We start from the raw sequence: 13686 nt of genomic DNA, 5'->3' as shown, positions 1-13686 counted from the left end.
TTCGGGGGACCGGCTCTCGCCGATCCCCCTTAGCATCAGAATATTACGCTAAGGTTACTCGGCTGCTTCCAGCTCGGCGGGGACGATCGAAATGAACGTCCGGCCCTTCAGGCCCTTCTTGAAGCTCACATGGCCGTCGGTCAGCGCGAACAGGGTGTGATCCTTGCCCATGCCGACGTTCACGCCCGGCCACCAGGTGGTGCCGCGCTGACGTGCGATGATATTGCCCGCGATGGCGGCCTGGCCACCGAACAGCTTGACGCCAAGACGGCGTCCCGCGCTGTCGCGACCGTTGCGGGAAGAACCGCCTGCTTTCTTATGTGCCATGGGTCGTTCTCCTTAGGCTTCAGCGGCGTCTTTGGCCGGTTTCTTGGTCTTGGCGGGCGCATCGGCGGCCTCGACCTTCGTGCGGGCGCCGACGGCGGACTTGACGCCGGTCTTGTCCGCACCCTTGTCCAGCACGTCGGTGACGCGCAGCAGCGTCAGCTGCTGGCGGTGACCGCGGGTCCGCTGCGAGCTGTGCTTGCGGCGGCGCTTGACATAGGTGATGACCTTGTCGGCCTTGATCTGCTCGATCACGGTGGCCTGCACGCAGGCACCGGCGACCAGGGGCGCACCCAGGGTCGAGCCGACCATCAGCACATCGTTGAACTGGACCGTATCGCCAGCCGCGGCATTCAGCTTTTCAACGCGCAGGACGTCGCCCGCCTGCACCTTGTACTGCTTGCCGCCAGTTTTCAGAACCGCGAACATCGCTTTCTTCCTTCATCACCGCGTCCTGCGGCCCCGACAATGTCGGCGTTGGGGGGCGAACCCCGCCTTCGGACGGCGCACCCTTGTGCGGGTGTCGTTAAAAACAATCGACCGGCCAAGGGCGGATGCCCTGCCGGTGCGCTGCATTTGCCCGATCCGGGCCTGCCTGTCAAGGCCGGTGCGATGGTGCGGAACCCTGCGGCACCGCGGGGCTTGTACCCTGCCACTGACAGGACCGGACCCCAGCTGATGCAACGCTTCTCCTGCCCGCATTGCGGCACGCGCGCCTATTTCCACAACCTGATCTGTCTGTGCGGAGAGCCGCTGGTCTATGCGCCGGTCGTGCGGCGGATGGTAGCGGACGCCCCCCATTGCGCCAACCGCCCGCGCATCGCCTGCAACTGGGCGGCCGAGGTTCCGGGCGGCTTCTGCGCGTCCTGCGCCATGTCGCATGTTGTGCCGGTGATGAACATCGGCGACAACCAGCGCCTGCTGGCCAGCGCCGAACGCGCCAAGCGGTGGGTTTTGGCCAACCTTGCGGAATGGGACTGGTTCACCCCGGCCGATCCCGGGCGGCGTCCGCGGTTCCTGATGCTGTCCGAACATACCGGCGGGCGCGATCAGCAGATCATCATGGGCCATGCCAACGGAGAGATCACCATCAACGTGACCGAGGCGGACGAGCTGATCCGCCTGAAACGCCAGCTGAAGCTGGGAGAGCAGTACCGCTCGATGGTCGGCCATTTCCGCCACGAGATCGCGCATTTCCTGTTCGACCGCCTGAAGGTGCTGCCCGATTTCCTGCCCGCCTTCCGCGCCGTCTTCGGCGACGAGCGGGCCGATTACGCCCAGGCCCTCAAGAACCACTATGCCGATCCGCGCGACCCGGCAGGCGATTTCATCACCAGCTATGCCACCTCGCACCCGCACGAGGACTGGGCGGAGACGGTCGCCCACCTGCTGCACCTGACGGACGTGGCCGACAGCTTCTGCAGCACGCATCTGGACATGCCGGGCGTGCCGCCGGACTATCACCCCTATTCCGAGACCGATCCGTATCGCCTGCTGAACATCGCGGCCGAGATCACCATCGCGGTCAACGACATCAATCGCGCGCTGGACAACAGCGACCTCTACCCGTTCGTGCTGACCGTGCCGGTCCGGCACAAGATCGCCTTCGCCCATGGCTGGCTGCAGAACCACCTTGCCCGCGGCGAGGGGAAGGCCGCCTAGACGGCGGCCTTTTCCTCCAGCGACATCCATTCCTCCTCGGCATCGGCCAGGGCAGCCTGGCGTTCGGACAGGGCCAGGCTGGCCTTTTCGAACTTGGCCGGGGCGGTCTGGAACAGCGTCGGGTCGGACATGAATTCCGACAGCTTGGCGATCTCTGCCTCCAGCTTGGCGATGACGCCGGGCAGTGCCTCCAGGCGGTGGCGTTCGGTGAAGCTCAGGCCATCGCGCGCGGCCTTGGGCTTGTCCGTCACGGGCGCGGCCTTGGCGACCGCGACGGGTTCCTCGACCATGGTCTCGCCGCGCTGCGCCTGGTAATCGCTCCACCCGCCGGCATAGACGGTGGCGCGGCCGTCACCCTCCATCGCCACGGTGGTGTCGGCCACCCGGTCGATGAAATCGCGGTCGTGGCTGACCAGCAGCACGGTGCCGTCATATTCGCCCAGCAGGTCCTGCAGCAGGTCCAACGTCTCGACGTCCAGATCGTTGGTAGGTTCGTCCATGACCAGCAGGTTCGACGGCCGCGCCATCAGCCGCGCCAACAGCAGACGCGCCTTCTCGCCGCCCGACAGGCTGCGCACGGGTGCGCGGGCCTGGGCGTCGTCGAACAGGAAATCCTTCAGATAGGCCACGACATGCTTGGGCTGGCCCCGCACCATCACTTGATCGGCGCGGCCCGACACGCGCATCTCGGGGTCGCCGGTCAGCGATTCCCACAGCGTCTGGTCGGGGTTCAACGCGGCGCGGCCTTGGTCGAAGACCGCGATCTCCAGGTTGGTGCCCATCGTGACCGTGCCCTGGTCGGGGGCGATCTCTCCGGTCAGCATCTTGATCAGCGTGGTCTTGCCCGCGCCGTTCGGCCCGACAAAGGCGATGCGATCGCCGCGCTGGATGCGCAGGTCGAAGGGCCGCAGGATGGTCTTGTCGCCGAAGGCCTTGGCGATGCCGGTGGCCTCGACCACCTTCTTGCCGCTGGTGGTGCCGCTGTCGAACGCCATCGCGGCGGTGCCCTGACGGCGGATCTGGCTGCTGCGCTCGGCCCGCAGGGCGGCCAGGGCGCGGACGCGGCCTTGGTTGCGCTTCCTGCGCGCGCTGATGCCCTCGACGGCCCACCGGGCCTCGGCCTTGATCTTGCGGTCCAGCTTGTGGCGGGCGTCATCCTCGGCGGCCCAGGTCGCCTCGCGCCAATCCTCGAAGCCTTCGAAGCCCCGTTCCTGCCGGCGGACCTGGCCGCGGTCGATCCACAGCGTCGCCTTGGTCAGGCGGCGCAGAAAGGCGCGGTCGTGGCTGATCAGCACGAAGCCCGCACGGGTCTGGGACAGATGATCCTCCAGCCAGCCGATGGCCTCGATGTCCAGGTGGTTGGTCGGCTCGTCCAGCAGCATCAGTTCGGGCGCCTGCGCCAGCAGGCGGGCCAGCGCGGCGCGGCGACGCTCGCCGCCCGATGCGGTGGCCACGGGGCGGTCTGGGTCGAACTTCAGCCCCTCGGCGGCCATGTCGACGCGGTAATCCTCGCCCGGCTCCAACCCGTCGCGGGCAAACTCGCCAAGCGTCTCGAAGCCCGACAGGTCCGGGTCCTGCTCCATGTAGCCGGTCGAGACGCCGGCCGCCAGGACCACCTCGCCCCGGTCGGGTTCGACGAAACCGGCCATCACCTTCATCAGGGTGGACTTGCCCGACCCGTTCCGACCGACCAGCGCGACGCGGTCGCCCGGCTGGACGTTCAGGGACAGGCCCTCGAAATTGGGATCGCCGCCATAGGTCAGCGAGATCTCGGAGAGTTGCAAAAGGGGTGCGCGTGCCATGACCGCGCCCTAGCCCGGCGCCGCGCCGGGGTCAATCCACCGCATTGCTTGACAGGTTCGGTCGGAATTGCCACAAGACGCGGGAATTCTGACCAAAGGAGTCAACATGCGTCCCCTGATCATCGCCACGCTGCTGGGTGCCACCGCCATGCCGGCCCTGGCGCAGGAAGTGAACGTCTATTCGCACCGCCAGCCCGAGCTGATCCAGCCGCTGATCGACGCCTTCACCGCCGAGACGGGCATTCCGGTCAACGTGGCTTTCGTCGACAAGGGCATGGTCGAGCGCCTGCAGGCCGAGGGCGACCGTTCGCCCGCCGACCTGGTGCTGACCGTCGACGTGGCCCGCCTGGGCGAGGTCAAGGACGCGGGCGTCCTGCAGCCGGTCGAGGACCCGGCGCTGGAGGCGATCCCCGCCGGCCTGCGCGACGACGAGAACCAGTGGTTCGCCCTGACCACCCGCGCCCGCATCGTCTATGCCAGCAAGGAGCGCGTGGCCGACGGAGAGGTCACCACCTACGAGGACCTGGCCGATCCGAAATGGGAAGGCCGCATCTGCACCCGCAGCTTCACCAACGACTATAACGTCGCGCTGACCGCGGCCTATCTGGCCCATCACGGCGAGGAGGAGACCGTCGCCTGGCTGGAGGGCGTCAAGTCGAACCTGGCCAAGCGTCCCGAGGGCGGCGACCGCGACCAGGTCAAGGCGATCTGGGCCGGCGAATGCGACATCAGCCTGGGCAACACCTATTACATGGGCGCGATGCTGAAGGATGACGAGCAGAAGGAATGGGCCGAATCGGTCCGTATCGTCTTCCCGACCTTCGAGGATGGCGGCACGCATGTGAACGTGTCCGGCGTTGCGATGACCAAGTCCGCGCCGAACCGCGACGCGGCGCTGCAGCTGATGCAGTTCCTGGCCGGCGAAGAGGCACAGCGCATCTATGCCGAAACCAACAACGAGTTCCCCGTGACCGAAGGTGTCGAGCGGTCCGAGCTGGTGGCCAGCTGGGGCGACTTCACCGCCGACGACCTGACGCTGACCGAGATCTCGGACCTGCGCCCGCAGGCGCTGGACCTGATCGAGCGCGTCAACTTCGACGGGTGACGGCTTCTTGCGTCGGGGCCCCACCCCCCCGACGCAAGGAAACTTACAGATGTCCGCAAAAGGCGCAGGCGCGGGCTTGCGCCTTTTTCGTTGCTGACGCAATCATCGCCGCTTGTGAGCCTTGGAGACGCGGTTTGGCACAGAAGATCATCATCGACACGGACCCCGGTCAGGACGACGCGGTGGCCATCCTGCTGGCGCTGGCCTCTCCGGAACTGCATGTCCTGGGCATCGTCGCGGTGGCCGGCAACGTGCCGCTGGCCCTGACGGAGGTGAACGCCCGCAAGGTGGTCGAACTGTCGGGCCGGACCGACGTGCCGGTCTTTGCGGGCCGCGACCGGCCCCTGTCGCGCGATCTGGTGACGGCCGAACACGTGCATGGCAAGACCGGGCTGGACGGAATCGAGCTGCCCGCGCCCACCTTACCCCTGCAGGCGCAGGACGGCGTCGATTTCATCGTCGAGACCCTGCGCACCCATGATGCGGGCACCGTGACGCTGGTGCCCATCGGCCCGCTGACCAACATCGCCGAGGCATTCCGCCGCGCCCCCGACATCATCGGACGCGTGCAGCAGATCGTGCTGATGGGCGGCGCCTATTTCGAGGTGGGCAACATCACCCCCGCGGCCGAATTCAACATCTATGTCGATCCAGAGGCCGCGGCCGAGGTGTTCGCCGCCGGCGTGCCGCTGGTCGTCATGCCGCTGGACGTGACGCACAAGGCGCTGACCGACCGGGCCTGGGTCGAGGCGATGCGCGCCCTGCCCGGCCGCTGCGGCCCGGCCGTCGCGGGCTGGACCGACTTCTTCGAACGCTTCGATACCGCGAAATACGGCAGCCTCGGCGCGCCGCTGCATGATCCCTGCACCATCGCCTGGCTGCTGGACCCCGACCTGTTCCAGGGCCGCCACATCAACGTCGAGATCGAGATCGAGGGCCGCTGGACCACCGGCATGACCGTCGCCGACTGGTGGCGCGTCAGCGGGCGGACGCCCAACGCGCTGTTCCTCAAGGACGTGGACCGCGACGCGCTGTTCGACATGATCCACGACCGCATCGCGCGGCTGCCCTAGGGCGCATCCTCGGACGGGGGCGGTTCGGGCAGCGGCACGACCCCCTCTCCGTCGCCGATGCGATCGTCCAGCGCCGCGACCAGCTGTTCGGTGACGTCGATCGCGTCCAGCGACACGAAGATCGTGCGCCGGTCCAGAACCGCCACGGCGCCCCGGTCCTGCATCACCTGACCCATCACCGGCAGCGCGGCCCGAAAGAAGGCCGCCCGGTCGGCCTCGGCCCAGGCATTCAGGTCCTGGACCGCCTGCGCGCGCTCCCGGCGGATGCGCGTCGCGCGGATGTCGAAGCTTTCGGCCAGCTCGCGGAATTCGGCCGCGGGCAGCGTGCTACGCTGCTCAGTCAGGCGCGCCTCCTCCGACGACAGCAGCTGCGTCAGGCGGTCGTTCTCGGCAGTGACCTCCTCGCCCTTGGCCTCCAGCCGGGCCTGCGCACGCAGACCCCAGGCCGAGGACAGGTACAGAACCTCCTGGTCCAGCGTCAGGATCGGCGCGCTTTCGGCCGCCTCCTCGGGGCTGGGAATGGTGCTGTTGGGCAGGACGGGCGGCGTGGCGATCGGCGGGATCTCGGGCGCCGGGATGTCGGGCACCGTCGCATCCTGCGCGGCGGCGGGCAGCGCCATCAACGCCGCCGCCACCAGCCCCAGTCCCGTCCGAAGGACCGGCATCAGAAGTTCGTCTGGATCGTCAGGTCGAAATTCTGCTCCAGGTCATAGTCTTCCTTCTGCAGCGCCTGCGAGAAGTTGAAGCGCAGCGGACCGATCGGCGTGGTCCAGAAGATCGACGCGCCGACCGCGGCGCGCGTGTACATGTCGTCATCGACCGGGACGCCGCCGGTGCCGATGGTCCGGTCCAGACCCCATAGCGAGCCGACATCGACGAAAAGACCGCCCTGGATGCCGTATTCCTCGGGCAGGCCGATGGGAAACTGCGCCTCGCCGCGCGCCGCCCAGTAGAAGTTGCCGCCCAGGCCGTCCTCGTTCACCGCAGCCAGGTCGCGCGGCCCGATGCCGTTCGGCTCGAACCCGCGGACGCGGTTGCCGGTGCGGAAGCGGTCCAGGATCCAGGTCGAATAATCGCCGTAGGTATAGATCGCCCCGGCCTCCACCTCGCCGCGCAGGGTCACGCTCTCGCGCCAAGCGGTGCTCTCGACGCCGGCCAGCGCGGTCGTGGTGATCGTCTTGGTGTCGCCCCCCGCACCCGCGAAATCCTGCGAGAAGCGGAACCGGTACGCGGTCAGCGGGTCCAGCCCAGTGCGGCGCGAATCCCAGTTGTAGGTATAGCCAAGCGACGAGGTCAGGCGCGTGCCCTCCTCGGCGATCAGCAGGGCCGAGCTGTCCTCGGTCACGTTGGACAGCTTGTCCTCCGAGATGCGGTAGCGCAGCTCGATCCGCGCATTGGCCGAGATCGGGAATTCCAGCGACGGCTGGATGCGGATCTGACGGGTGTCGAAATCCGAATTCAGGCCCTCGGTCTCGGTATAGTTGGCCGAGAAACCAAAGCGCAGGTCGCGGCCCAGGAAGAACGGCTCGATGAAGGTGACCCCGGCGGCGCGGTCGTCGGTCGCGGTCTGCAACTGCAGGCCCAGGGTCTGGCCGCGGCCCAGGAAGTTCTGCTCGGTCAGGCCGATGTTGAAGCCCACGCCCGAATTGACGCCATAGCTGGCGCCCAGGGACAGCGACCCGGTCGGCTGTTCCTCGACATTGACGCCGACGATGACCTGGTCGGGGCTGCTGCCCTCGCGGGTCTGGACCTGCGCATCCGCGAAATAGCCAAGCGCGCGCACGCGTTCGGCCGAATTGCGGATCTCGCGCGGGTTGAAGGGGTCGCCCTCGACGGTGGTGAACTGGCGGCGGATCACCTGGTCCAGCGTCGTGGTGTTGCCCTCGATGTCGATGCGCTCGACGAAGACGCGCTGGCCGCGGGTCAGCGCAAAGGTCAAGTCCAGCGTCTGGTTTTCCGGGTTGCGCGTGACGCGAGGCTCGATGTTGACGAAGTTCAGGCCCTGCTGGATGGCGATCGTCTCCATCCGGCGGATCGACGTGTCGATGACCGACGGGTTGTAGAACGACCCGCGCCGGACGCGGCTCTGCTCGGCGAACAGCGACGCATCGACGCCCGGGATCTCCGAGATGGTCTCGACCCGGCCAAAGCGATAGCGCGGCCCTTCCGAGATGTTGAAGGTGATGAAGAACGCGTCGCGTTCACGCGCGATTTCGGGCGCCACGCCCTGCACGCGAAAATCGGCGTAACCCTGCGAACGATAGAAATCGGTCAGCAGCTGTTCGTCCAGCGGGATGCGCTCGGGCGCAAAGGTGTCGCGGCGGATGAAGGTCCGCAGCAGGCCCGCCTGCTTGGTCTCCAGCACGTTGCGCAGGCGGCGGTCCGAATAGGCGCGGTTGCCGACAAAGCTGACGCGTTCGATCTCGGTGACGTTGCCTTCGCGGATCTCGAAGACCAGATCGACGCGGTTGCCGCTGCGGCGGATGATGCGCGGATCGACGCGGGCGGCCAGGCGTCCCTCGGCGGCATAGGTCTGGGCGATGGCCTGGGCATCCTGGATGGCCTGGCTGGGCTGATAGACGCGGCGCGACTGGCTGCGCACGATCTCGGCCAGACGCTCGTCGTTCAGGCGGCGGTTGCCCTCGAAGGTGATCTGGTTGACGATCGGATATTCGCTGACGCGCACGACCAGGGTGGACCCCTGCGGGATCAGTTCGACCGTCTCGAACAGGCCGGAATTCTGCAGGCGCTGCAGACCGTCGTTGATCTGGCCGGGGCTCAAGTCTTGGCCCTGCGGCAGGGCCAGCGTGGACAGCACGGCGCCCGTCTCGATCTGCTGGTTGCCCTGAACCTGGATGCTGCCGAAGACCACGGCGGCGGCCTGCTGCGGGATCATTCCGATTGGCGCCGCGATCGCCAGGGACGTCACCAGCGCCAATGCGCCCTTGCCCAGTTTCCGTTCCATGATGGCCCCTCTTGTATCCGCCTGCACGCGCCCGGTTCGGGCTGTCGTTTTGCCTATGGTCTGTAGCCCCATCGGGGCAGGGCTGTCAAAACCGCAAGCGCATCAAGGGCAGAAAAGATCGTTCGTGAGCCCGAAAATCATCAATGACAGGACTGCCGCCATGCCGATCGCGGTCAGCAGGTTCAGCGCCTTGTCCGAAGGCGGGCGTCCGCGGACGGCCTCGTAGGCGTAGAACATCAGGTGACCGCCATCCAGCACGGGGATCGGCAGCAGGTTCAGGAACCCGATCGCCGCCGACAGGACCGCAATCCACCACAGGAAGTTGGCGCCGCCCGCGCTGGCTGCCTGACCGGTGCTTTCGGCAATGCTGATCGCGCCGCCCAGGTTGCAGGTGCCGATCTGCCCCGAGATCATCGCCCACATCCCCGTCAGCGACGACGTGATGATCCCCCAGGTCTGCCCGACGCCCAGGCCAAGCGCCTCCAGCGGCCCGGCACTGCGCGTCTGGGGCGAGAAGAAGCTTTCGCCGCCCGTCACCCCGATCAGCCAGCGCTGCTCGAACCCGCCGCCATCGGCGGGCAGGTCCGACAGCTTGGGCGACAGGGTCACGTCCAGCTCTCCGGTGCCGGGGCGCCACAGGCGCAGGGCCAGGGGCCGGCCCTCGGCAGCCTCGACCGCCTCGCGCATCTGGGTAAAGCGGGTGACCGGCTGGCCGTCGATGGCCAGCACCACGTCACCCGCGCGCATGCCGGCATCGGCCGCGGCACTGCGCGGCGCCACGCCGCCGATGCGCGCCGGCATCGGGTCGGGGCCGGTCACGGTCAGCGTCCGGCCGTCGCGTTCGACCTGCCAGTCCTGCTGCCCGGCCACCGGCAGCGTTTCTGTCAGCGCGCCGATGTCGCGCCAGGTGGCGACCGGCTGGCCGCCAAGGGCCAGGATGCGGTCGCCGGGCTGCAGGTCGTTGACGATGGCGGGCGGCGCCTCGCTGACGGCGCCCACGCGCACCTCGTCCACCGGCAGGCCCTGGACGATCGCAAAGCCCGCAAACACCAGGATCGACAGCACGAAATTGAACACCGGCCCCGCCAGCAGCGTCGCGAACCGCGCCCACAGCGGCGCGCCCTGCAAGGTCTGGCGGCGCAGGGCGGGATCGACGGCGCGCCCCGGCCCGGCACTGGCCGCGTTGTCGTCGCCCAGGAACCGCACATAGCCGCCAAGCGGCAGCGCCGCGACCTGCCACAGCGTCCCGCGACGATCACGGCGAGAGAACAGGCGCGGGCCAAAGCCCACGCTGAACACCTCGGCCCGGATGCCCGACCAGCGGGCGACGATGTAATGGCCGTATTCGTGGACGGTCACGATGACCGCCAGGGCGGTGACGAAGGCCAGCAGCGTGCCGGCGGTCTGGGCAAAGGCGTCGATCACTGGGCGGCCTTTCGTCGGGCCAGGCCATCCCAATGCAGGACGGCGGGCAGGTCTTCGGGGTCGCGGGCAAAGCCGGGCTGGGCGGACAGCGCCTCCAGCGTGGCCTCGACCCGGGGGGCCATGTCGGTAAAGCGGATGCGCCCGGCGATGAAATCGTCCAGCGCCTGCTCCTTGGCGGCGTTGAAGACCGCGCCGGCGGCCCCGCCCGCGGCCATCACCTCGCGCGCCAGGCGCAGGGCGGGCCAGCGCGTCTCGTCGGGGGCGCGGAAGGTCAGGCTGCCAAGCGCGGCCAGATCCAGCGCGGCCACGGGCAGCGGCCGCCGTTCGGGCCAGTGCAGCGCATAGCCGATCGCGTGGCGCATGTCGGGGGCGCCCAGATGGGCTATGGTGCCGCCGTCATGATGGGTGACCATCGCGTGAATGATCGATTCCGGGTGGACCAGAACCTTGATGCGATCGGCGGTCAGGCCGAAGAACTCCTTGGCCTCGATGACCTCCATCGCCTTGTTGAACATCGAGGCGCTGTCGATGGTGATCCGCTGACCCATTGCCCAGTTCGGATGGGTCGATGCCTCGGCCACCGTCGCGGCAGCCAGCCGCTCCAGCGGCCAATCGCGGAACGCGCCGCCCGATGCGGTGATGGTCACATCCTTGACGGATTCTAGCTTATCAGTCCCAAGCGCCTGAAACAAAGCGGAATGTTCACTGTCGACGGGCAGGATCGTGGCACCCGACCGCGCGCCGGTATCCCGCAGCAGCGCGCCCGCGCAGACCAGCGATTCCTTGTTGGCCAAGGCCAGCACACCGCCCTGCGACAGCGCCGCAAGACCCGGCGCCACGCCCGCGGCGCCGACGATGGCCGACAGGATCCAGTCGGCGGGCCGATGCGCGGCCTCGATCAGCGCGGCCTCGCCGGCGGCGGCCTGAACGTCGGTGCCGGCAAGAGCGGTCCGCAGGTCCTCCAGCAGTTCGGGATGCGCGGTGACAGCGATCTGGGCGCGCAGATCGCGCGCCATCTGCGCCAGCCGTGCGATGTTGCGCCCGCCGGTCAGGGCCACGACCTGATAGGATTGCGGATCGCGGCGGATCAGATCCACGCCGTTCGCGCCGACCGACCCGGTCGCGCCGAAGATGGAAATGCGTCGCATCGGTCAGTTCACCACGGGCAGTTTCGTCAGAAACCCGATCAGCATGGTCGCCAGGACCGCCCCGGTCACTGCGTCAAAACGATCCATGAAGCCGCCATGCCCCGGTATCAGGTTCGAGCTGTCCTTGACCCCCGCGCGCCGTTTCAGCCAGCTTTCGGCCAGATCGCCCATCTGTCCGGCAAGGCAGACGATGGGGGACACCCAGATCAGCGTCGCGTCGCCCTGCCCCGCCATCCACAGGATCGCGCCGAACAGGCAGGTGCCGATCCAGCCCGCGATGGTGCCCGACCAGGTCTTCTTGGGGCTGAGCGCGGGCCAGAATTTGGGCCCGCCCAGGATGCGGCCGAAGAAATACCCCGCCGTGTCCGAGATGATGATGACCCCCATCAGCCACAGGACAAAGTTCAGGCCGTAATTCTCACGAAACCCAACAAGGCCGAAGGCCACGATCAGGATCGCGATGCCGAAGAGGGTATAGGTGGCGCGGTCGCGCCGTGCCGCGCCCGGCAGGCCCAGCAGGATCGGAACGGCCAGCGCCATCCACGCCCAGGGCATCCCGGTCAGCGCAAAGGCCTGCGACACGCCCGCGATCGCGGCTAGCGCGATGGGGCGCGACCGTCCGAACAGCGTCACGTGCCGCGCCGGATTGCGCCAGCCGGTCATGGCCGCCAGTTCCCAGAACGTGATCGCGGAGATGACCGCCATGCCCAGGCGCAGCCACGGTCCCTGCGCCACCGCCAGCATCACGCCGATGCCCAGCAGGACCAGGGTCGAGGCCACGCGACGCGACAGGTCGCCCCATTTGCCGCCCGACTTGCCGGGACCGCCAGCGCCGGGCACGGACCCGGCGGAATGCCGTGCTGAGGTCATGCGCCCCCAAAGCGCCGGTCGCGCAGGCCGAAGCGGTCCAGGATCGTCGCCAGGTGATCGGGGGTGAAGTCGGGCCACAGGGTCGGCGTGAATTCGTATTCCGAATAGGCCGCCTGCCAGGGCAGGAAGTTCGAGGTCCGCGTCTCCCCGGAGGTGCGGATCACCAGGTCGGGATCGGGATGCCCGGCGGTGTCCATGCAATCGGCCAGGTCGGCCTCGGTCGGGTTGATCACGTCGCCGCGGGCGATGCGTTCGGCCAGACGCCCGGTGGCGCGGACCAACTCGTCCCGGCCGCCATAGTTGATGGCGACAGTCAGGTTCAGCCGCGTGTTGCCCGCCGTCCGCGCCTCGATCGACGCCATCAGGTCCTGCAGCTTGCGGTCCAGGCGGCCGCGTTCGCCGATGAAGCGCATCCGCACGCCCTCGGCCGACATGTCCTCGGCCTCGCGCTGGATATAGCGGCGAAAGATCTTCATCAGGCCCAGGACCTCTTCGGTCGAGCGCTTCCAGTTCTCGGTCGAGAAGGCATAGATGGTCAGCCAGTCCACCCCCAGGTCGGGGCAGGCGCGGACGATCTGCTTGACCCGCTCGGCCCCGCGACGGTGACCGACCAGACGCGGCCAGCCGCGTTCGGTGGCCCACCGGCCATTGCCATCCATGATGACCGCGACATGGCGGGGACGGGTCGTCCCCCCAGTTTCGGCAGCTCTCGACAAGCCCCACGCCATCGTCGGATCAGACCTGCATGATTTCGGCCTGCTTGGCCGTCAGCGCCTCGTCGACCGATGCGATCATGCGGTCGGTCAGGGACTGGATTTCGGTCTCGTACAGCTTCTGGTCGTCCTCGGGCATGCCGTTGGCCTTGCCCTTCTTGACCTGGTCCATGCCGTCGCGGCGGACGTTGCGGATCGAGACGCGGGCGCTCTCGGCGTATTGCGCGGCGACCTTGGTCAGCTCGCGGCGACGCTCCTCGTTCAGTTCCGGGATCGGCAGCATGATGATCGTGCCGTTGGTCTGCGGATTGATCCCCAGGCCGCTTTCGCGCAGGGCCTTTTCGACCTTGTTGACCATGCCCTTGTCCCAGATGTTGATCGTGACCATGCGCGGTTCGGGCACGTTGACGGTGCCCAGCTGGTTGATCGGGGTCATCTGGCCATAGGCCTCGACCTGCACCGGCTCGATCATCGAGGCCGAGGCCCGGCCGGTCCGCAGGCTGGCGAATTCGCCCCGCAGGCTTTCCATCGCGCCCTTCATGCGGCGCTCCAGGTCGTCAATATCGATCTCGATGTCCTCAGCCATTGTCGGACTGCCT

General features: G+C 67.9%; 13 protein-coding genes. 3 read left to right on the top strand and 10 right to left on the bottom strand.

What is annotated here, in order from left to right:
* Positions 1-54: 54 nt before the first annotated feature.
* Together rpmA and rplU are read right to left on the bottom strand one after the other, a co-directional pair.
* Entirely contained in the window at positions 55-327 is a 273-nt protein-coding gene (gene rpmA, locus EOJ32_RS08715; RefSeq protein WP_045999405.1) for a 50S ribosomal protein L27, read from the bottom strand.
* A 12-nt stretch (positions 328-339) separates the two neighbouring features.
* A complete protein-coding gene (gene rplU, locus EOJ32_RS08710) occupies positions 340-753 on the bottom strand; it encodes a 50S ribosomal protein L21 (protein WP_127898290.1) in 414 nt (137 codons plus the stop codon).
* A gap of 249 nt (positions 754-1002) precedes the next feature.
* On the opposite strand from rplU, the gene EOJ32_RS08705 reads away from it, so the two are divergent.
* A complete protein-coding gene (locus EOJ32_RS08705; protein ID WP_127898289.1) occupies positions 1003-1986 on the top strand; it encodes a putative zinc-binding metallopeptidase in 984 nt (327 codons plus the stop codon).
* Here the strand turns inward: EOJ32_RS08705 and EOJ32_RS08700 are convergent.
* Positions 1983-3788, bottom strand: a complete 1806-nt coding sequence (locus tag EOJ32_RS08700; protein WP_127898288.1) for an ABC-F family ATP-binding cassette domain-containing protein — start codon at positions 3786-3788, stop codon at positions 1983-1985. The genes EOJ32_RS08705 and EOJ32_RS08700 overlap by 4 nt on opposite strands.
* Positions 3789-3894: 106 nt before the next feature.
* Here EOJ32_RS08700 and EOJ32_RS08695 point away from each other — a divergent pair, with 106 nt between their 5' ends.
* Both EOJ32_RS08695 and EOJ32_RS08690 read left to right on the top strand, forming a co-directional pair.
* The gene (locus EOJ32_RS08695; protein ID WP_045999409.1) at positions 3895-4893 is read left to right on the top strand and encodes a Fe(3+) ABC transporter substrate-binding protein; all 999 of its coding nucleotides are present in this window, start codon (positions 3895-3897) and stop codon (positions 4891-4893) included.
* 134 nt (positions 4894-5027) lie between these two features.
* Positions 5028-5966 (top strand): nucleoside hydrolase, encoded by a 939-nt coding sequence (locus tag EOJ32_RS08690; protein ID WP_127898287.1) that lies wholly within the window; start codon positions 5028-5030, stop codon positions 5964-5966.
* Here EOJ32_RS08690 and EOJ32_RS08685 read toward each other — a convergent pair.
* The 7 genes from EOJ32_RS08685 to frr all read right to left on the bottom strand — a co-directional run bounded on the left by EOJ32_RS08685 (position 5963) and on the right by frr (position 13673).
* Entirely contained in the window at positions 5963-6631 is a 669-nt protein-coding gene (locus tag EOJ32_RS08685; RefSeq protein ID WP_045999411.1) for an OmpH family outer membrane protein, read from the bottom strand. The genes EOJ32_RS08690 and EOJ32_RS08685 overlap by 4 nt on opposite strands.
* Positions 6631-8931, bottom strand: coding sequence for an outer membrane protein assembly factor BamA (gene bamA, locus EOJ32_RS08680; RefSeq protein ID WP_052715117.1), 2301 nt, complete (start codon positions 8929-8931; stop codon positions 6631-6633). Before bamA ends, EOJ32_RS08685 begins: the two co-directional genes overlap by 1 nt.
* A 102-nt stretch (positions 8932-9033) precedes the next feature.
* A complete protein-coding gene (rseP, locus tag EOJ32_RS08675; protein WP_127898286.1) occupies positions 9034-10356 on the bottom strand; it encodes an RIP metalloprotease RseP in 1323 nt (440 codons plus the stop codon).
* Entirely contained in the window at positions 10353-11504 is a 1152-nt protein-coding gene (dxr, locus tag EOJ32_RS08670) for a 1-deoxy-D-xylulose-5-phosphate reductoisomerase (protein ID WP_127898285.1), read from the bottom strand. The genes rseP and dxr overlap by 4 nt, the downstream gene beginning before the upstream one ends.
* Positions 11505-11507: 3 nt before the next feature.
* Positions 11508-12374 (bottom strand): phosphatidate cytidylyltransferase, encoded by an 867-nt coding sequence (locus EOJ32_RS08665; protein WP_127898284.1) that lies wholly within the window; start codon positions 12372-12374, stop codon positions 11508-11510.
* A complete protein-coding gene (uppS, locus tag EOJ32_RS08660; RefSeq protein ID WP_045999415.1) occupies positions 12371-13102 on the bottom strand; it encodes a polyprenyl diphosphate synthase in 732 nt (243 codons plus the stop codon). Before uppS ends, EOJ32_RS08665 begins: the two co-directional genes overlap by 4 nt.
* Before the next feature lie 7 nt (positions 13103-13109).
* On the bottom strand, positions 13110-13673 hold the full coding sequence (gene frr, locus EOJ32_RS08655) for a ribosome recycling factor (protein WP_045999416.1): 564 nt from the start codon (positions 13671-13673) through the stop codon (positions 13110-13112).
* Positions 13674-13686 lie beyond the last annotated feature (13 nt).

Origin of the sequence: Paracoccus sp. Arc7-R13 (assembly GCF_004010775.1) — a bacterium.
Classification (GTDB): Bacteria; Pseudomonadota; Alphaproteobacteria; order Rhodobacterales; family Rhodobacteraceae; genus Paracoccus; species Paracoccus marcusii.
Note: the sequence above shows the minus strand (reverse complement) of the source record. Positions and strands in the feature narration are given on the sequence as shown.